This is a genomic window from Marinomonas balearica, from assembly GCF_004362145.1.
GTDB lineage: Bacteria > Pseudomonadota > Gammaproteobacteria > Pseudomonadales > Marinomonadaceae > Marinomonas > Marinomonas balearica.
Map to the genome: position 1 here is coordinate 23,150 of NZ_SNXC01000010.1, position 18,133 is coordinate 41,282.

At 42.6% G+C, this 18,133-nt stretch carries 22 protein-coding genes; 17 read left to right on the forward strand and 5 right to left on the reverse strand.

Annotation, left to right across the window (positions count from 1 at the left end):
- Positions 1-89 precede the first annotated feature (89 nt).
- The 15 genes from cobT (at position 90) to DFP79_RS05355 (ending at position 9,856) form a co-directional block, all read left to right on the forward strand.
- A complete protein-coding gene (gene cobT, locus DFP79_RS05285; RefSeq protein ID WP_133502896.1) occupies positions 90-1,157 on the forward strand; it encodes a nicotinate-nucleotide--dimethylbenzimidazole phosphoribosyltransferase in 1,068 nt (355 codons plus the stop codon).
- Positions 1,147-1,926 (forward strand): adenosylcobinamide-GDP ribazoletransferase, encoded by a 780-nt coding sequence (locus tag DFP79_RS05290; protein ID WP_133502897.1) that lies wholly within the window; start codon positions 1,147-1,149, stop codon positions 1,924-1,926. The genes cobT and DFP79_RS05290 overlap by 11 nt, the downstream gene beginning before the upstream one ends.
- A gap of 80 nt (positions 1,927-2,006) precedes the next feature.
- Positions 2,007-2,603 (forward strand): histidine phosphatase family protein, encoded by a 597-nt coding sequence (locus DFP79_RS05295; RefSeq protein WP_133502898.1) that lies wholly within the window; start codon positions 2,007-2,009, stop codon positions 2,601-2,603.
- A gap of 83 nt (positions 2,604-2,686) precedes the next feature.
- Positions 2,687-3,319 (forward strand): trimeric intracellular cation channel family protein, encoded by a 633-nt coding sequence (locus tag DFP79_RS05300; RefSeq protein ID WP_133502899.1) that lies wholly within the window; start codon positions 2,687-2,689, stop codon positions 3,317-3,319.
- The gene (gene cobO / locus DFP79_RS05305; RefSeq protein ID WP_133502900.1) at positions 3,306-3,923 is read left to right on the forward strand and encodes a cob(I)yrinic acid a,c-diamide adenosyltransferase; all 618 of its coding nucleotides are present in this window, start codon (positions 3,306-3,308) and stop codon (positions 3,921-3,923) included. Before DFP79_RS05300 ends, cobO begins: the two co-directional genes overlap by 14 nt.
- Positions 3,917-4,954 carry an endonuclease/exonuclease/phosphatase family protein gene (locus tag DFP79_RS05310; protein ID WP_133502901.1) on the forward strand — a complete coding sequence of 346 codons (1,038 nt, stop codon included), beginning with the start codon at positions 3,917-3,919 and terminating at the stop codon, positions 4,952-4,954. Before cobO ends, DFP79_RS05310 begins: the two co-directional genes overlap by 7 nt.
- A gap of 88 nt (positions 4,955-5,042) precedes the next feature.
- Entirely contained in the window at positions 5,043-5,483 is a 441-nt protein-coding gene (locus tag DFP79_RS05315; RefSeq protein WP_133502902.1) for a tetratricopeptide repeat protein, read from the forward strand.
- 11 nt (positions 5,484-5,494) lie between these two features.
- Positions 5,495-5,698: a hypothetical protein gene (locus DFP79_RS05320; RefSeq protein WP_133502903.1), complete on the forward strand. Its 204-nt coding sequence runs from the start codon at positions 5,495-5,497 to the stop codon at positions 5,696-5,698.
- A 2-nt stretch (positions 5,699-5,700) separates the two neighbouring features.
- Positions 5,701-6,207 carry a superoxide dismutase, Ni gene (sodN, locus tag DFP79_RS05325; RefSeq protein ID WP_133502904.1) on the forward strand — a complete coding sequence of 169 codons (507 nt, stop codon included), beginning with the start codon at positions 5,701-5,703 and terminating at the stop codon, positions 6,205-6,207.
- Between the two features lie 3 nt (positions 6,208-6,210).
- Positions 6,211-6,501: a S24/S26 family peptidase gene (locus DFP79_RS05330; RefSeq protein WP_133502905.1), complete on the forward strand. Its 291-nt coding sequence runs from the start codon at positions 6,211-6,213 to the stop codon at positions 6,499-6,501.
- Between the two features lie 146 nt (positions 6,502-6,647).
- Positions 6,648-7,277, forward strand: coding sequence for a YitT family protein (locus tag DFP79_RS05335; protein ID WP_133502906.1), 630 nt, complete (start codon positions 6,648-6,650; stop codon positions 7,275-7,277).
- A gap of 180 nt (positions 7,278-7,457) precedes the next feature.
- Positions 7,458-7,988, forward strand: a complete 531-nt coding sequence (locus DFP79_RS05340) for a GNAT family N-acetyltransferase (RefSeq protein ID WP_133502907.1) — start codon at positions 7,458-7,460, stop codon at positions 7,986-7,988.
- Positions 7,989-8,093: 105 nt separating this feature from the next.
- A complete protein-coding gene (locus tag DFP79_RS05345) occupies positions 8,094-8,780 on the forward strand; it encodes a pseudouridine synthase (RefSeq protein ID WP_133502908.1) in 687 nt (228 codons plus the stop codon).
- Positions 8,781-8,794: 14 nt separating this feature from the next.
- Positions 8,795-9,169, forward strand: coding sequence for a DUF2750 domain-containing protein (locus tag DFP79_RS05350; protein WP_133502909.1), 375 nt, complete (start codon positions 8,795-8,797; stop codon positions 9,167-9,169).
- Positions 9,170-9,238: 69 nt separating this feature from the next.
- Entirely contained in the window at positions 9,239-9,856 is a 618-nt protein-coding gene (locus tag DFP79_RS05355; RefSeq protein ID WP_243730209.1) for a TetR/AcrR family transcriptional regulator, read from the forward strand.
- 76 nt (positions 9,857-9,932) lie between these two features.
- Here the strand turns inward: DFP79_RS05355 and DFP79_RS05360 are convergent, their stop codons facing one another.
- The gene (locus DFP79_RS05360) at positions 9,933-13,391 is read right to left on the reverse strand and encodes a hybrid sensor histidine kinase/response regulator (protein ID WP_133502910.1); all 3,459 of its coding nucleotides are present in this window, start codon (positions 13,389-13,391) and stop codon (positions 9,933-9,935) included.
- 126 nt (positions 13,392-13,517) lie between these two features.
- On the opposite strand from DFP79_RS05360, the gene DFP79_RS05365 reads away from it, so the two are divergent.
- Entirely contained in the window at positions 13,518-13,868 is a 351-nt protein-coding gene (locus DFP79_RS05365; protein ID WP_133502911.1) for a DOPA 4,5-dioxygenase family protein, read from the forward strand.
- Between the two features lie 161 nt (positions 13,869-14,029).
- Complete coding sequence (locus DFP79_RS05370) at positions 14,030-14,512, forward strand: FKBP-type peptidyl-prolyl cis-trans isomerase (protein WP_133502912.1); 483 nt, start codon at positions 14,030-14,032, stop codon at positions 14,510-14,512.
- A gap of 65 nt (positions 14,513-14,577) precedes the next feature.
- On the opposite strand, the gene DFP79_RS05375 is transcribed toward DFP79_RS05370, so the two are convergent.
- The 4 genes from DFP79_RS05375 to DFP79_RS05390 form a co-directional block, all read right to left on the reverse strand.
- On the reverse strand, positions 14,578-14,775 hold the full coding sequence (locus DFP79_RS05375) for an RSP_7527 family protein (protein WP_133502913.1): 198 nt from the start codon (positions 14,773-14,775) through the stop codon (positions 14,578-14,580).
- Positions 14,776-14,877: 102 nt separating this feature from the next.
- Positions 14,878-15,522: a 5,6-dimethylbenzimidazole synthase gene (gene bluB / locus DFP79_RS05380; protein WP_133502914.1), complete on the reverse strand. Its 645-nt coding sequence runs from the start codon at positions 15,520-15,522 to the stop codon at positions 14,878-14,880.
- A 110-nt stretch (positions 15,523-15,632) separates the two neighbouring features.
- Complete coding sequence (locus DFP79_RS05385) at positions 15,633-16,154, reverse strand: hypothetical protein (RefSeq protein ID WP_133502915.1); 522 nt, start codon at positions 16,152-16,154, stop codon at positions 15,633-15,635.
- 212 nt (positions 16,155-16,366) lie between these two features.
- Positions 16,367-18,133 carry a sodium:solute symporter family protein gene (locus DFP79_RS05390; protein WP_133502916.1) on the reverse strand — a complete coding sequence of 589 codons (1,767 nt, stop codon included), beginning with the start codon at positions 18,131-18,133 and terminating at the stop codon, positions 16,367-16,369.

Sequence of the window (18,133 nt, forward strand, 5' to 3'; positions counted from 1 at the left end):
TAGAACGGTTACTAAAAAGGAGGCGACTTTCACGCTTCCTTTTCTTTATGTTTAAACTCGCTTAAATTTGATGTTCAGTGAGAGATATCATGTCTGTATTTGATCAATTTTCTTTTCCCCCTGTAAGTTCTTGTTTAGATCCCGATATTCAACAGAAAATTGACACCAAAACCAAACCTCCAGGTTCATTGGGTGTGCTTGAAAATATAGCCTCTCAGTTGTCTAGAATTCAGCGAACGGTAACCCCATCGGTTTCAAACTCCCAAATGATCGTGTTTGCTGCTGATCATGGTGTGGTCGATCAAGGAATCAGCGCCTTTCCTCAAGAAGTGACACCTCAAATGGTGGCGAATTTTCTTGCGGGTGGGGCAGCCGTCAGTGTTTTTTGTGAGCAACATGGTGTCCCGTTAAAAGTGGTTGATGTTGGCGTTAAAGCAGACATTCCGCCTCATCCTTTATTGATAAACGCCAAAGTCGCCTATGGATCAGAAGATTTCATGCTGCGTGCTGCAATGACGAACCAGCAATTAGAGCAAGCAATGGAGGTAGGCATTGATCAAGCAAATGTCGCGGTTGACTCTGGTGTTGAGCTTCTTATGTTTGGGGAAATGGGGATTGGTAATACGTGTGTTGCATCTTGCATGATCAGTGCGTTGACAGGAATGTCAGGAGCAGAAACTGCAGGGCCGGGCACGGGGCTTAATGCGGATGGTATTTCTCACAAGGCAAACGTCATTCAGTCATCATTGAAGCGCGCAGAATCAACACTGGGGAGATCGTTGAAGGACTGGAGCATTCAGGATGTAGGTGAACAATGTGGTGGATTTGAGATCATTGCCATGGCGGGCGCGATGTTGCAGTCTGCTAAGCGAGGTGTCGCTTTTGTTGTTGACGGGTTCATATGCACCGCAGCCTATGCATATGCTTGGAAGGTTCAAAGTAATATCTCTGAGTATGCAATATTTGCACATCAATCTAACGAAACGGCCCATCAAACGGTACTGACGTATCTTAACGCTCGACCTGTTCTCTCATTGGATTTGCGTCTTGGTGAAGGCTCCGGTGCAATTTTAGCCTATCCTATAATAAAAAGTGCAACGGTGTTTATCGCGCGTATGGCAAGTTTTGCCGATGCAGGAGTAAGTGATGGTCAATAAACTGCGCCCGTATCTAACGGGTATTCTACGAAGCATATCAACCTACACTCGCGTGCCTGTAAAGGTGGATTGGGAAGAGCAAAACGGTATCGCTCATCCCGTATGCTTTTTACCTTGGGTCGGCGCATTTGTTGCTTTTCTAAGTGCTTGGCCACTGCTTTTTTTTAGTTGGAGTGATGAATTTCAAGCTCTGATGATGATGCTTTCTGCGGTTTTAATAACCGGAGCATTTCATGAAGACGGCTTGATGGATTCTGCTGATGGGCTTGTAGGCGGATGGAGCTCAGAGCAACGCCTTTCGATTATGAAAGATTCTCGAATTGGCAGTTACGCCGCAATTGTGATTGTTTTTTCAGTCGCGATAAAGTGGTGGTTGCTAAACCAGTGGATTAGTGTAAATGAGTGGGAAGGTGGCGTCGCTTCAATATTAGGAGGTTGGGTATCGGTTCATGTATTGGCACGCGTTTTACCTTTACTAATAATGAGCAGCCTTTCCTATGTCTCTTCTAACCAAAGTAAATCTGCCTCCATGATAGCTGAGCTTTCATTGCGAGATTGGTTTATATCTTTGAGTTCTTTAGTTGTGTGCTTCCTATTTTTAGGCTTGCTTCCATTACTTTTTTCACTCATCACGCTTGGGCTGTTTTTTATAGTTGCCCGACTATATCTATCAAAGAGAATTCAAGGGTTTAACGGCGATACGTTAGGAGCCACAGAGCAAGTTGCTGAAATCCTCGTACTGTTTTCGTTGTTAGGGTTTACTGCTTAGATACTTTTATTTAAGTCAAATGAGCTTCAACGTTACCATGCCCCCAGAGCGAGAAAATTAAAGGCGTTATTGAATCAACGATGAAATTATTTTTAATACGTCACCCAAAGCCCGACGTAGAAAGTGGGTTTTGTTATGGCAAACTTGATGTTCCGATTGTATCGACATGGCAAGAAGATGCAGCTTGTGTTCGTAAGTGGCTAAAAAATCGCAAAATTAACAATATTCAGTCCTTTCATAGCCCATTGTCACGAGCGGCAAAGTTGGCCTTAAATGTTTACTCTCATTCAGAACCAATCGACGAACTGGTTGAGTTAGATTTCGGCGATTGGGAAGGGCAAAACTGGTCTAGCATCTCGCAAGATGAAATCGAAGCGTGGGGAAAAGATCTGCAATTTTCGGCGCCGTATAACGGAGAGTCACTTGAAGATCTCAGGCTACGGATTATGCCAAAAGTTCAAAAAATACTTAGTAAAGCGGGAGAAAATGACGTTGTGTTGTTTGCGCACTCTGGTGTGATTAAAGTCATTGTTAGTGTGCTCTGTGAATGGCCAATTAGTGAGTGCCACAGAATTAATATTGGGTATTCGAGTATTACTGAGTTATCGATTCATGGAGAGTCGGCAAATCGATACATATCTCTAGATCGATTGGGTGCTGGAGACTGGGTTGAATAAAAGCGACCGTCGTCACCTATAAAACATTAGTAGTTAGAGATCGTTTTATACATTAAAAATCATTGCGGTTTTAAGAGGTTGTAATGCTGTTATATTGGCTTGGCATGTTCGGGATCGCCGCATTTGCCATAACGGGAGTGATCTCGTCAGGAAAGCGAGACATGGATTTGTTCAGTGTTGTGTTATTGGGAATGGTGACCTCGTTAGGAGGAGGGACGATTCGCGATGTGATTTTATCAGTGGATGCTGTGTATTGGGTTGATGATGTTTCCTATGTATGGGTGGCATTTCTCTCGTCTGTATTTGCTTTTTCAGCTGTTCGGGTCATTGAAAATAGACAACAACTTTTCGAGTATGCGGACTCTTTTGGTCTGGCATTGTTTACGGTCGTTGCTGCAGAGAAAGTCTTGAATTATGGCTTTTCTTCTATCATTGCAATTGTGATGGGAGTTATTACGGGTGTAGCTGGAGGAATGATCCGAGATTTATTAAGTCACAGGCCTCCACTTGTATTGGGGAAAGAATTTTACGCAACACCTGCATTTTTGGGTGCCTTGCTGGTGGTTGCTCTGGAAAAAAACATACCTTTCCATGAATTTAATTCTGTTTACGGTGCCGCATTGATCTTTATACTGAGGCTATTCGCAATACACAAAGGTTTATATTACCCGAGCTGGCTACTATACAAAAAGAGAAGTAAACATGACGCAGAGTAAAACTAACGACGAGAAAAATGCAATTCAGGAAGCTAAGTTATTAAAGAAAAAAGCCGTAGTGGATGAGCGTATAGCAAAAGCGACGCAGGAACGCGGTGTAAGCATTTTATTGACGGGTAATGGTAAAGGGAAAAGCTCAAGCGCATTTGGAACCATGGCCCGGGCGTTAGGACATGGCCAAAAGTGTGCGGTTGTTCAATTCATTAAAGGAAGAACAGAAACGGGAGAGCAGAAGTTCTTTGGAAAGTTGCCAGATGTCGCCTTTCACGTGATGGGACATGGTTTTACATGGGAAACGCGCAATCCAGAATTAGAACAGGAAGCGGCTGAAAGTGCTTGGGCGTTAGCAAAAGAACTGTTGGCAGACCCAGAAGTGGATTTTGTACTTCTTGATGAAGTGACTTATATGTACAAATATGGCTACCTACAAGTCGAAGATCTATTGAGTGCCCTCGAAAATCGACCAGAGCATCAAAATGTTATGATGACGGGACGAACTGCGCCCCGAGCATTGCTAGATTCGGTCGATACGCACAGTAAAATTGCGAATGAACGCCATGCCTTCGCGTCAGGAGTTAAAGCGCAAGAGGGAATTGAGTGGTAGCCTTGAGGGTTGCTACTTTTAATGTGGCCTTTAGTCGATCATTTTCCGGAGAGTTAGAATCAGCGTTAGATCGAGGAGGGGACGAGCAAATTGCCGCAGTGCAACGGATCGTAGAATCCTACGCTCCCGATGTGCTTCTTTTAAACGAAGTCGATTATTCGCCTAATAGTTCGCTTAAAGAAAAACTTGCAGCCTTGCTGTCAGGTACCGAAAAAAGTGCCTTTCGTTACGTGTATTTTGAAGCTGTAAATACAGGCGTTGCATCTGGCTTCGATTTAGATCGAGATGGAATTATAGGTGGCGCAGCGTCGGATGCTTGGGGTTTTGGAGCCTATCCTGGGCAGTATGGGATGATGTTATTGTCCCGCTACCCCATCGATTTTCATCGCTCTCGTACTTTTAAAAACTTTCTTTGGAAAGATTTTCCTGACGCTCACCTGCCAAAAATGTCTGACGGAAGCAATTACTATTCGAATGAAGAACTTGCGCTGTTCCCGCTTTCTTCAAAATCTCATTGGGACGTTTGTGTCAATGTTGAAGGAGTGAGTGTTCGCTTCCTATGCTCTCACCCAACTCCTCCTGTTTTTGATGGGGCAGAGCGTCGCAACTTCTGTCGTAATCAAGATGAAATTAATTTTTGGCGTTACTATTTGGATGGTTCTTCTTCGATTGTCGACGATTTAGGCAATGCTGGTGGACTAACTGATTCTCACTTTGTCCTACTTGGCGATTTGAATGCAAGCCCGTCTGAAGGTGATTCTCACAAAGGTGCCATTCGTAGCTTATTAAACCATCCTAAAATAGGCTCAAGCGAGCGTCCTAGACGTTCTGGATGGAGTGGTCGACTTACTCATGAGGCATTTCACACGGCTTCTTGGAAGTTATGTGTTGATTATGTTCTACCTTCTGCGTCTCTGTCATTGATTAAGCAGGAAGTAGTTTGGCCCGATAAACGTCAGGTGTCACTTTTAAACGATTGTATGACCAGCTCCGATCATAGAATGGTTTATGCTGATCTACTAGTGGAATAAATCTAAATGAGATTTATTCTTATTTTTCTGGATTTATTTAAAAAACTAGATAATAATGATTCTCAATACATATTATTGGAGAGTCGCTATGCAGCATTGGGAAAAATTGACAAGAAAAGCCAATATCGCCTTCTCAAATCAAGCTTATCTTGAATCCGTCGATTTAAATTTGAGTGCGTTGCTGACGGCTCAGCAAGAGTTTGATCAGCGATTCGATGTCGATGCAGAATCTGCCGTGGCCGCAAACATTGTGAGTTATTTAAATCTTGCTGAATCTTACGCCGCAATGGGCGATCTTCTTACCGCAAATGGCCATTATGAAAGTGCTCTTAACTTCCTAAATACCATTGTTATACGACCTTCTATTAATCGCGAGCAAACCGATTTAATCCATCGAACGCTAAACCATGTCCGCTTTGAGTGGGATCTATTTAGCCAAAGTCATCGTAACGAGCTTTCGATGCAGCTTTCCAAGAAAAATGTTGAAAAAATTTCAATTAGCAGTGTGTCAACACAAGTCATTCATTAGGAGATTCTAGAATGTTTAGAAGTACAAAGTGGTTTTTAGTGTTTACATGGTTTATTTCTACGGCTGTGTTTGCTCATCCTGGGCATGATCATCAACACTGGAGTAGCAGTATTATTCATGGAATATTCTACTTGTCTATTTTGATAGTTTTGTTTGTTGCAGGCGTATTCGTAGCGAAATTAATCGACACTCATAAGCAAAATAAGGGGAAATAGCCATGATGCATTCAATTTTGAATATGGTTGATAAGTTGAAACCTTTTGACCGAGTTAAGGCGCATTGCGATATTCCTTGTAAAATTTATGATCCAAATGCTGCCATTGTTGCCGCCATGACTTGTGTTCGTATGATGGATTTGATCGCCGAAATCGATAAAAAAGAAGCGCCATCATTACAAGACTATGCCCAACTCGCGCGTTTAGTCAGTGAAAAGGAGGTGGCTTGCCGCGCCGTAAAAGAAGAAGTTCGCATCATTTGGGGGGATTATTTTAAGGCACCTCAATTTGCTAAATTCCCCGATGCGTCTGAACTTGTTCACAGTATTATGATGCAAGCATCAAAATGTAAGCAGTCGATCCAACAATCTGAAGGAGTGGATTTGGTCGAGAAAGTTAACTTATTTGCCGAAATGTTTTGGCAAACTAAAGAGGTGCCGACTTATCGGGCAACGGTCCCGTACCCGCCTGCTCTTGAGAGCGTTTTTCCGGATCTAAAAGGTTCATAGCCGATGTTCAGGCTGTTTCGAGTGGAGGGAGGCAGTATGTCTCCCGATATTTCAGATGGGAGCTTTGTTCTTACGTCTAGGTTGTTTCGTCACGTTCAAGTAGGTCACATTGTTGCTGTGGACCACGAGGTGTATGGTTTCATTGTTAAGCGTGTAGCCAAAGTGGCACCGGATGGACAGCTTTGGCTAGAGGGAACGAATGTGTCTAGTCTAACATCCGAGCGAATTGGGTGGGTTTCTCCTCGTAGAGTGTTAGGAAAAGTGTGGTGGTTTAGTCGTTATCGCCATTGTTAAAGAACGGTTGCTTTAGGTGTACAAAAAATTAGACAGTTGATGGTTTTTCCAGAAAACCGATTGTGCCTAAGACATAGCTCCCGTTGATATCCTTTATTAAAATTCCCAGTACATTAATTTTTGATATTTCTACAGGGTGATTAACAATGGCATCGGCAGACACTGCAACTATTGCAAAGCGCACAAGCCATACCTATTTTGAAGATGCTCAGGCATTGTTTGTGGGAAGCGTGATTATTGCGTTGGGTATTAACTTATTTACCCAAGCGGGCTTGCTCACTGGAGGAACGGCTGGATTGGCGTTTTTGACACAATACGCTACGTCTTTTACGTTTGGACAAGCCTTTTTTGTGATCAATTTACCTTTCTATTATTTGGCATACCGCACTTTGGGCTTAGAGTTTACTCTTAAAACCTTCCTCTCTGTTTTTATGGTGTCTGTGTTTTCTGAATGGACTTCTCATTTTGTGACATTGGAGAGCATTAATTCGGTGTATGCAGCGTTTGTGGGTGGCTTTTTAATTGGGGCTGGATTTTTGATGCTCTTCAGACACAATGCGAGTCTGGGCGGCATCAATATACTTGCAAAATACATGGCAGATAAGCACGGTTGGTCGATTGGTAAATTTCAAATGGTAGTCGACACCTGTATTGTTATTGCGTCTATATTTATTGTTGATTGGGAATTGGTGATCGTTTCTATTATGGGGGCAATTTCTCTTAATATTATTCTGGCGGTTAACCATAAGCCTGGGCGCTATAACCCTGGCGTGTAGTCTCGCTCTATTTTGTGCGCTATGGTTGTACCAAGGCGTACTAAACAACACCAAGCGGATTCGAAATTACACTCAATTCGCTTCTTTGTATCTTCCGCTCGTGAAAACGCGCTTATTCATTCACTAACGTTCCTCGCTCGGTTATCATAAGCAGATTATTATCTAAATAGGAAAGTTCGTTTGGAACTTATAAAAGTTGATAACCTGTCTCCATACCTTGATGATCTAGTCGTTTTGCTGATCGACGGCGTCGATTCGAGTTCCTCCATCGGTTTTCTCTCGCCATTGAGTGAAGATGAAGCGAAAGCCTATTGGCTTTCTGTCAATGATGATCTGCAACAGAATGCTTGCCAGATAGCGCTTGCTAGGCTGAATGATCGAGTCGTTGGTGCTGTATTGTTAAACTTCTCGCCGAAAGCAAATTCGATTCATCGCGCTGATATTGAAAAGCTAATGGTGCATTCAGATTTTCGTGGACAAGGCATTGGCACAAAACTGATGATGGCGGTTGAAAAAGTGGCCGCATCCTACCAAAAACAGTTGTTAGTTCTTGATACCCGAAGTGATGAGCCCGCTTTTAATCTATATAAAAAAATGGGTTGGCTAGAAGTTGGTCAAATTCCAAACTATACAAGAAATGCCAGCGGTTCCTTACAAGACAGCAGCATTTTTTATAAAGAGATTGAGCCAACGAATGACCTTTTGGTGTAAGTCGTATGTTAACGCCTGTGATCGCTGTACACACCTAGATGGCCGATGGCCTCTTCCCAAACTTAGAAATACTATTTAGACAACGTTTTAACAGAGAGAAGCTACTTGAGATTAGATTATTTTCTAGCGCATACCACGAGTTGGTCGCGCAAAGATGCCAAACGTTTTATTGCGAAAGGTAAAATTCGTGTTAATGGGGAAGTGGTCACAAAACCAAACACTCCTGTTACAGAAGAGTGTAATGTTGAATCACATGGAGAAACGATTCAGTGGCGTAAAGAGAAATACTTTGCCTTATACAAACCGGCAAATTACGTCAGCGCCTTGGAAGATTCCGAATCCCCTGTTGTTATTGATTTGATTGATCCAGAAGAACGTAAAAATCTTAAGATTGTGGGACGATTAGATAAAGACACAACAGGGCTTATATTTTTGACGACAGACGGGCAATGGCTTCACCGGATAACTTCACCTAAACACGATTGTTTTAAAACCTATCGAGTTGAATGTGCAGACGTTATTGAAGAAAGCGAATGCCGTGCGTTAGAAAGTGGTGTTATGTTAAACGGCGAAGAACACCCAACTTCTCCCGCTAAAGTCGTTAAGCTGTCTGATAAAGAAATTCTGCTTAGCATCAAAGAAGGGAAGTATCATCAAGTAAAACGCATGCTTGCTTCCGTTGGAAATAAAGTTGAAAAGTTGCACCGCGAGTCGATTTCAGATGTCAATCTCGATGGTTTGGAAGAGGGTCAGTATCGTATGTTGACCGAAGAAGAAATTAATCAATTCTAATAGGAAATTCTGTGATGACAAAAGATCTGTCTACTGACCAACGTGTCGCATTACTTGTTGCTCCGGATGAAGAGCGTCTTACCTACTTTGTTACAGCGGTAAAAGACAGCAAAGAAGTATGGAGCCTTAGTAATGAAGAAGGCTATGTAATGGTAGAAACCGACGACGGCGATTGTGTCATGGTTTGGCCTGATGCCGAATTTGCCGCGCAGTGGGCGGTTGATGAATGGGACGATTGCGAGCCCATCGCGGTGTCGCTAGAAGAGTTTAGAACGACCTGGTTACCAAGTTTGGAGCAGGATAATATTACGCTTGCGGTTTTTCCAAATATTGAAGATGAAGGAAAGCTTACGAGTGCTTCAGAGTTGAAGGTGCTACTGGAAGATTAAGCATGAGTGCGAGTCAACATGTTACGTTGTAACTGAATTCGTTCCATAGGATTTAGAGGAAGAAGAGAATTGATAAGTAAAAGGCAGGCCAACCGTGAGGAAATTTACACTCGTATTTTGGATGCAGCAGAAATCGAATTTGGTTTAAAGGGATTTAACGGAGCCAGTTTGCAGCATATAGCAGAGCGTGCCGGGATACCTAAGCCTAATGTCGTGTATTATTTTCAATCAAAAGAAAATCTTTATCGACAGGTGCTGAATCAAACTATCTCGAACTGGAATGATGTATTTGATAAAGCAACAGTAGATGATAATCCAGCCGATGTGTTGGATTCGTTTATTCGGACTAAGTTAAAGCAAAGTTTTGAAAACAGTCGTTCTTCTAAAATTTTCGCAATGGAAGTGATTCAAGGGGCTAATCATATTGGCGAGTATTTAAAAGAAGAATTACGTCCTTGGTTGCAATCTCGCGTAACGCTTCTTGAAAGCTGGATGCAAGCAGGTAAGATGAAATCTCTCGATGCAGAAAGTTTAATCTTCATGATTTGGGCGACCACACAGCACTATGCGGATTTTGAAGCTCAAATTTGCGCACTTTCCGGTAAAGAGTGTTACAGCGAAGAAGACATTGAAAAAGTCGGTGACACTGTCTGCTCTATTATTTTGTCGGGCTGTGGGCTGAGCTAATTTTAATTATGTTCTATCAAATCTAATCTGAGATCTCTATGAGATAAAAGCGAGTTAATGTCTTTTATAAAGTTCATTAACTCGCTTTTTTACGCGAATAGATCTGATGAATTAGTGAGCGTAATTTAGCCGGCTTGGCGGGTTTTGCCATGTAGATCACTCCCTCTAGATCGCATTTTTTCTCTATTTCAGAAGATCGAACTGCTGTTATGAGTACCGCAGGAAGGTCTATCGACCACGTCTCTCTTAGTTGTTGAATGACGTCTAATCCATTTGTGTGTTCGCCTAACTGATAGTCAACAAGAAGCAGCTCAGGTGCTTTTGTATTCGACGTATTCAGTGCAGAATCCGATGAACTAAAACAAAAGCATGAGCAATTCCATCGACTGAGCAAGGTGTTCATCGCTTCGAGGTTCTTTTCATCGTCATCGATACACCAAATGCGACAGTTTTCGAGTAGAGACGGGATGCTCGAATTCAACTGGCTGCTGGATAAAAGCTGTCTATCAGTCATCGCAGCTGTTGGTACATGGACAGTAAAGCAACTTCCGCGGTGGGGAATGGATCTTACTTCAATGGTGAGGCCTAACATCTGTTGCATACGCTTGACTAAACCTAGCCCCAATCCAATTCCGCTTTCGTTGTTGTTGTCCCAACGATAGAAGTCATTAAATATTTTATCTTGCTGTGATTTAGGAATACCCAAACCCGTATCCCAAACCTGAATACTGACATGATCTTTTCGGATGCGGGCACTAATAAGGACTTTTCCATTTGGCGTGTATTTTATGGCATTGGACACCAAATTCTGCACTATTCGTCGAAGGTAGACAGGGTCTGTACATACATTGGCATTCTGTATTCGATGTTTGAGTTGTATTTTTTTGTCTTTGGCGATTACGTCGAACTCAGAAATTATAGGAGTTAAAATATCAAGAAGACAGAAGGTATCAAGGTTCGGTTTGACGGCGCCCTGATCAAATCTTGCAATTTCTAATAGTGTTGCAATGAGTGTTTCGGTTGATTCAAGCGCATTTGAAAGTTGCTGAGACACTTTATCTGCGTCAGCGGGTAGCGAAAACGACTGAAGGGCGCTCATGTAGAGTTTCGCAGCATTCAAGGGTTGAAGAATATCGTGACTCGCCAGTGCCAAAAATTCCGTTTTGGATATGTTAGCCTGCTCTGCTTCTGCTTTCGCTTTTCTTAGTTCTGCTTCGGCTTTAGAGCGACGTTGGTTCTCTTGATGCAGTTCTTTGTTGATGCTTTGAACTTGCTGTGTCCGATCTTCAATGTGCTTTGTTAAATCTATATTTGCTTCTTCAAGTGCTTGTTGACTTTCTATATGCACCGTGACATCTGTAAAAGAAGTCACGAAGCCACCGTCAGGAAGCGGATTGCCAACCATTTCTATAACACGGCCATTGGCGCGGCGCCGTAGAAAACGATGCGCTGTGCCTTGTTTTAAATGCTTTAAACGCTTATTAACTTGAATCTCGATTTCGCCTACACCACACTCTCCATTTTGAGCATTTCGGCGGATGAGATCTTCAACTGGTAAACCTATTTTGAGAAGGCCGTCAGGGTATTCATATATGGATTGATAGGTTTTGTTCCAAGCAACCATTCGTTGATTTTTATCGACGACGCTAATGCCGTGGTCGAGGCTGTCCAAAGCCGTAAACAATAAATTCTGACTAAATTGAATTGCCTGAGTGGTTTCGTCGAGATAAGTCACCATTTCTTCGACGTTAATTTGCTTATCAACAAGAAGAGAGTTGATCAATGTTCTGGCTGATGATCCTCCTAAAACACCTCCTAGAACACGTTCACAATAATCGATGAAAATCCGGCTTGGTGTAGAATGTAATGGGAGAGCTTCTGTATAGTTTGTTTCGTACATTTTTAGAACTTCTTCCGTTTTCCCTTTCCCAAGAAACGTTTCAAGCAGCACAAATAAGTCCGCGTTCACAGCCTTACTTTTTGGTTTGAAAAAGCGGTGCTCCATTTTAGATCTTGGTGTAACAAACGCTGTTGCTTGTATTCGATCAGCCAGGCGTTCAGTGGCGAGTAATGAGCCAATAATATAAGCCGCTGTATTGGCTAATAAACTGATTAACGCTCCCCAACTAATTTGCTCTGATTGGGTGCGATGTTTAATCAGTGAAGAATCTAACTCACTTGATACTGGAAGCAGCATCCATAACACCCAACATAGAAAGCCGACAATAAGGCCAGCGTAAACGCCATATGCGTGTCCTTTTTTCCAATACAGACCGCCAACAACTGAAGGTACTAATTGGAATACGAGAGAAAAGGCCAATAGCCCTGTCCCTGTTAAAGATTCATTGTTTGCGTGCCCTTTATAAAACAGGAATGAAAGTCCTAAGATGCCAACCATAACGAAACGGCGAATAACGAGAATGCGTCGCCGATCTATCGGGCGCATTTGATGTGAGCTGCCGCTCGCGAGCATCAAGGGGAGAATAACATCATTCGAAATCATGATGCTCAGTGCGAACGTTGCAATAATAATCATGGCTGTTGTAGCAGACATGCCGCCCAAGAATATAAGCATTTGAAGCAAAATATTATCGGAGTTCAGCGCAAATTGAATAACATAGGTATCTGCGTTTACTTGGGGGCCAAATAGACTTTGGCCCGCCAGCGCAATAGGAGGAATGATGATTGCGAATAAAAGCAAATAGAGTGGGAAAAGCCATCGCGCCATCGAGGACTGTTTGTTGCTTTCGTGATCGACCACAGAAACGTGAAATTGTCGCGGCAAACATATAATGGCGGCTGCAGCCATGAGCGTTTGCATTATGAACGGAAAAGTTAACCACTGGTCAGAATGCCAAGCACTAAAATTAAAGTTTAAATATACATCGTCAAACTCTGCATGATGCGCACTGTATATTGCAACAAGCCCAACGGCTAGAATTGCAATAAGCTTAAATAGAGATTCTGCCGCAATAGCCAACATCATCCCCGATCGATATTCTCTTACTTCGACCTTTCTTGTGCCAAATAGCATGGCAAAGACGCCAACCATTAAGGTGGCAATAAAGACGACCAAAGTAGACGAACTGTCATCCTGACGTACAAACAGAGCGAAATTCGAACCAATGGCTTTAAGTTGCAATGCGATATAGGGAATAATGGAGAGTACCGCAATCAAAATAACCAATGGCGCCGTTAATGGTCGCTTACCGTATCGGGATGAGATGAAATCGGCAATGGATGTTATATTTTGTTTGTGGCTTACATAGATCATTTTCCTAATAAAAGGAAAGGCGAAAAGGTAAAGTAGAATGGGTCCTAACAAAATGGGCAAATAAGACCAGCCTGAACGTGTCGCCTCACCTATTGCTCCATAAAATGTCCAGGCAGTGCAGTAAATTGCAAGAGAAAGGCTATAAACAGCAGGGTGGCGAGTGAGCTTTTTGGCAATCGGGCCTTCTTTGTCTCCCCAAAGCGCGATCCAAAAAAGCCCCAGAATGTAAAGAACTGCTAGAACAATCCAAAAAGCTGTCATTCTTAAACTGCCTTGCTTAAGTTTTTTATTAACTTGTTACTTTAGCATAATGTTAATGTTTCATATGTAAGACAAAAGTAGCGAAAAGCCGCACTAAATGAACAATATAGATTAAGAATAATAATTATGACTTTTCAAAATAAAGAGATTCTAGCATACCATGCTCACATATATTACGACGATTTAAGTGGTCTGAAAGACGCACGAGAGTTAGCTGATAAGGCTAAAGAGTGTTTTGATATCACGGTAGGTAAATTTCATGAAAAACAAGTCGGCCCTCATCCGAAATGGAGCTGTCAGCTTTCGTTTTTGCCGTCTGTATATGGTGTGATTATTCCTTGGCTTATGCTAAATCGTGGTGATCTTGATTTGTTTGTTCATTTTGTGACGGGCGATGATTACTTTGATCATACTCAAGGTATAAGTTGGCTAGGGAGATCATATACATTAAATTTGTCTAGATTTACGCAAAGATAAGCCATATTTGGGTAGTCATCGTTATGTTGCTTAGTTACCATAGCCCAAATGGGAACGTTAGATTCTCAAGCATAATGATTGAAGGTTCGAGTTAAAAAAGCTTCTTTTACATGTTTGAATGAACGATGAATTCCTACTTTTAAAAAATTCTGGAGAATAGAATGCAAATCGCACCGAATAAAGTTGTCAGCATGCACTACACACTTACCGATGAAACGGGTGAAACTATTGATTCATCTGTAGGACAAGATCCACTGCTTTTTATTAGTGGTGCGCAAAATATTATCGAAGGATTGGATAATGCATTACAGGGTAAGGTTACCGGTGACAGCCTTAAAGTAGAAGTGCAAGCGGAAGAAGGCTACGGTCCGATTCATCAGGAGCTTATTCAGCTTGTTCCTCGTGAAAATTTCGAAGGTGTTGATGACATTGAAGTGGGTATGCAATTTATGGCTCAGACCCCTGGTGGCCAGCAGCCTGTAACGGTTATTGCGATTGAAGAAGATGGTGTTATGTTAGATGGTAACCACCCATTAGCAGGTAAAGTACTAAACTTTGACGTTGAAATTGTAGAAGTTCGCGATGCGACAGAAGAAGAGATCGAGCACGGACATGCTCACGGTGAAGGTGGTCACCAACATTAAGGTGGTGTTAGAAGCCATGAAAAAAGGAGCCGTAGGCTCCTTTTTTTGTATTACATTGAAATGAACTAGGCAGGTTGTTGACTAGCGACTTTTACGCTAGATTTAAATGCTAATTTTGATTTCAACCAAGTAACAGAAGCGCCCACCATTTTAACGATAAATTCAGCGCGTTGAGCTCGTGCAATTGCTAGGTCAATTTCACTTTGAGTCAGGTAACTAGTTTCGATGTTTTTGATTAAGTCTGCTGCTGTGTTCGTTTTCATGTCGGCGTCTCTATGGGCTGTTCTAAGATGAGTTCTATTTTATGAGTGAACTGCACAAGAAACAAACGATATAAATTCGCGCCATACATGAAAAAAACTAAACTATTTTTGCCATTTTTCAAAATGAATAAAGTTGTTTACCTCTCTTCTACTTTGCCAGCCGTGCCGCTCTAAATCCGGTGTTTCTTGAAAGGTTTCAACATACCCAAGGCAAAAATACCCAATAATTTCAAGATTATTAGGAATGTTAAGGCTTTTTCGTAACACCTTGTCATGCAAAATGCTTACCCAACCAACACCGATATTTTCTGAGCGAGCGGCAAGCCATAAGTTTTGCGCTGCACATACAGCGCTGTATAAATCCATTTCTGGTTTGATCGTTCGCCCTAACACGACATCTCCTGTTCTGGATCTATCACAGGTTAAGCAAATGCCAATAGGGGCTTCTTCAATACCTTCAAGCTTTAGAGTTTGATACTTTTCTTTTCGGTCGCTTTCAAACATTTCAGCAGATTGTTGATTGGCTTCTTGAAAACCTTGTTTAATGGACTTTTTTGTTTCTTCAGATGAGACGACAATGAAATCCCAAGGTTGCATAAACCCCACACTGGGAGCATGGTGAGCAGCCAGCAGAATTCTGTTCAATACGTCATCAGAAATAGGTGTAGGCAAAAACTCTCTTCGTACGTCACGTCGAGAAAATAAAACTTTATAAAAAGAGTCGCGTTCGGCTTCAGTAATTTTCATTTCGTTATACTCAGCTCTAAGTTGACTCGTTATATCAGGAACTTACCTAAAAACCAAATAACGTTTGAGTCTATGCCTTTCCTTAGAGCCTGTTTACAGGCAGCTCGTGTCTAAGAGTGACACAGTGCGACTTTAATAGGGTCGTTATTGTTGAGTGTTTTCCACTCGTCTGATTGTGGGCGCTCACCAGATTTTGGGATATCGAGTAAGTTTGTGAAATTTGCCCTCTGGTTCAAATGACAGTTGATGACTTGCGGTACTCTTTTCGCGAGTTGGCGTCTTTCAAAAAAATAAAGGTCGACGAGGATTAGGTCAGGGTTGATTTTATTTTTGGCCGCCCTTTGGACATCGGCTGCCATGAATCTGAGGGTTTGAGGATATAAATAGCTCCATGGTCTCCATGGTGCTTTTTCTTCGACTTTTTTCAATACAACAACGCCCTCAGGAAGTCGGCTTGACTGATGCTCGTACCAGGAATATTCACTCTGAATTTGAAAAGCAAGCATAGCGATTCCTGCAAAGCTTGGTATAAGCCATTTTGGCGCTTTACTAAAAGTAAGTTTACGTAGAGCTAGGGCAACCCCTGCGCCAGCGAGGCCTGCAGAGACAGTAGCAACAAATTCCCAAAACATATGTTTCCTGATCCTTTTTATTTTTCTTATTACCGATAGGTGTTAAGAGATTGTTAATGATATGACAGTAATCAGGCTTCCCAATGACACCCTTTTATTGAACGTAATTAGGAAGCCTGTGTTTTTTCTTTAGTTGTAGCGTGAAGCTCGTTCCTTAGTGCAAACACTATATTAGAGAAAACCTATATCGCTACGATTTATCGTCGCTAACGTTAATGATCAACCGCTCCTCCGGCTCCTTTAGGGTAGCGAACACTTTCTACAAGGTCTTGAATATCACTGGGTACTTCTTCGGTCACAGATGACACAGCAAATGCGGTTGCGAAGTTGATGACGGCACCGATTGCGCCGAATGAGAGAGGCGATATGCCAAACAACCAGTTTTCAGGTGTGTTGGCCAACGTATTGGTATCTGGAATAAAGAACCATCCAAGGTACGTAAAGATATAAACTAGAGTCGATAAAATCCCGGCTAACATACCAGCAACGGCACCTGTGCTGTTGATACGTTTGGAGAAAATCCCCATCATCAGCGCAGGGAAGATCGAAGCTGCCGCGATACCAAAGGCAAGAGCAACAACTTGCGCCGCGAATCCCGGTGGATTCATACCTAAGAAGGTAGCAACGACAATTGCGACAAACATTGAAATTCGCGCCGCTAAGAGCTCTCCTTTTTCTGATATATCGGGTTTTATTGATCCTTTGATTACGTCATGACTAACGGCAGACGAAATGGCGAGCAACAATCCTGCTGCCGTTGAAAGTGCTGCTGCTAATCCTCCTGCTGCAATCAAACCGACAACCCAGCTCGGTAAATTTGCAATCTCGGGATTTGCCAACACCAAAATGTCCCTATTGACCGTCAACTCGTTTCCATCCCAACCACGTTCTTCTGCTTGAGTTTTGAAGGTGGGCGTATCGTTATAGAATTGTATTCGTCCATCACTGTTTTTATCTTCGTATTTGATGAGCCCTGTGGTTTCCCAAGTCTGAATCCAGTCAGGGCGTTCATCGTAGCGAATTGCCTGTTCTGATGGGCCTTCTGGATAAATAGTCGTCATTAAGTTCAGTCGAGCCATTGATGCAACAGCGGGAGCGGTTAAATACAATAGTGCGATAAATACTAATGCCCAACCCGCTGACCAACGTGCATCTGCTACTTTAGGTACGGTGAAGAAGCGAATGATTACGTGTGGTAGACCTGCTGTACCTATCATTAAAGATAGGGTGAACAACACCATATTCAATTTGTTGTCTACGTCTGCCGTATAGTCTTTAAAACCGAGCTCTCGAACAACCTCGTCAAGCTTTTGCAGTAATGGCATACCCGATTCAACGTGGTTGGAGAACAAGCCTAACGCGGGAAGAAATGTATCCGTGAGCTGAAGAGAGATAAAGACAGCTGGAATGGTATAAGCAACGATCAAAACACAATACTGTGCAACCTGCGTATAGGTGATTCCTTTCATGCCACCTAAAACCGCGTAGAAGAAAACCACAATTGCAGCGATGATAAGCCCTGTATCTTTACCCACTTCTAGGAATCGGGAAAAGGCAACGCCTGCGCCAGTCATCTGCCCGATGACGTATGTGACGGATGCGGTAATCAAACAAGCTACCGCCACCAGTCTCGCTGCTCGGCTGTAAAAACGGTCGCCTATGAAATCGGGCACCGTAAATTTACCGAATTTTCGTAAATAGGGGGCTAACAACATAGCAAGTAGAACATATCCACCTGTCCAGCCCATAAGGAAGGTTGAGTTGGCATAACCGCCTGCTGCAATAAGCCCCGCCATGGATATGAATGAAGCAGCAGACATCCAGTCTGCTGCGGTAGCCATACCATTCATTACGGGATGAACACCGCCTCCTGCTACATAGAATTCTTTCGTTGACCCAGCGCGAGCCCAGATAGCGATGCCGAAATACAATGCGAACGACGCGCCTACAAATATGAGATTTATTGTGAATTGACTCAT

Coding starts and splice junctions, on each gene's coding strand:
- DFP79_RS05295 (WP_133502898.1), top strand. CDS start 2,007: ATGAAATTATTTTTAATACGTCACCCAAAGCCCGACGTAGAAAGTGGG.
- DFP79_RS05365 (WP_133502911.1), top strand. CDS start 13,518: ATGACTTTTCAAAATAAAGAGATTCTAGCATACCATGCTCACATATAT.
- DFP79_RS05375 (WP_133502913.1), bottom strand. CDS start 14,775: ATGAAAACGAACACAGCAGCAGACTTAATCAAAAACATCGAAACTAGT.
- bluB (WP_133502914.1), bottom strand. CDS start 15,522: ATGAAAATTACTGAAGCCGAACGCGACTCTTTTTATAAAGTTTTATTT.
- DFP79_RS05335 (WP_133502906.1), top strand. CDS start 6,648: ATGGCATCGGCAGACACTGCAACTATTGCAAAGCGCACAAGCCATACC.
- sodN (WP_133502904.1), top strand. CDS start 5,701: ATGATGCATTCAATTTTGAATATGGTTGATAAGTTGAAACCTTTTGAC.
- DFP79_RS05300 (WP_133502899.1), top strand. CDS start 2,687: ATGCTGTTATATTGGCTTGGCATGTTCGGGATCGCCGCATTTGCCATA.
- DFP79_RS05320 (WP_133502903.1), top strand. CDS start 5,495: ATGTTTAGAAGTACAAAGTGGTTTTTAGTGTTTACATGGTTTATTTCT.
- DFP79_RS05315 (WP_133502902.1), top strand. CDS start 5,043: ATGCAGCATTGGGAAAAATTGACAAGAAAAGCCAATATCGCCTTCTCA.
- DFP79_RS05390 (WP_133502916.1), bottom strand. CDS start 18,133: ATGAGTCAATTCACAATAAATCTCATATTTGTAGGCGCGTCGTTCGCA.
- DFP79_RS05385 (WP_133502915.1), bottom strand. CDS start 16,154: ATGTTTTGGGAATTTGTTGCTACTGTCTCTGCAGGCCTCGCTGGCGCA.
- cobO (WP_133502900.1), top strand. CDS start 3,306: ATGACGCAGAGTAAAACTAACGACGAGAAAAATGCAATTCAGGAAGCT.
- cobT (WP_133502896.1), top strand. CDS start 90: ATGTCTGTATTTGATCAATTTTCTTTTCCCCCTGTAAGTTCTTGTTTA.
- DFP79_RS05350 (WP_133502909.1), top strand. CDS start 8,795: ATGACAAAAGATCTGTCTACTGACCAACGTGTCGCATTACTTGTTGCT.
- DFP79_RS05370 (WP_133502912.1), top strand. CDS start 14,030: ATGCAAATCGCACCGAATAAAGTTGTCAGCATGCACTACACACTTACC.
- DFP79_RS05360 (WP_133502910.1), bottom strand. CDS start 13,391: ATGACAGCTTTTTGGATTGTTCTAGCAGTTCTTTACATTCTGGGGCTT.
- DFP79_RS05290 (WP_133502897.1), top strand. CDS start 1,147: ATGGTCAATAAACTGCGCCCGTATCTAACGGGTATTCTACGAAGCATA.
- DFP79_RS05330 (WP_133502905.1), top strand. CDS start 6,211: ATGTTCAGGCTGTTTCGAGTGGAGGGAGGCAGTATGTCTCCCGATATT.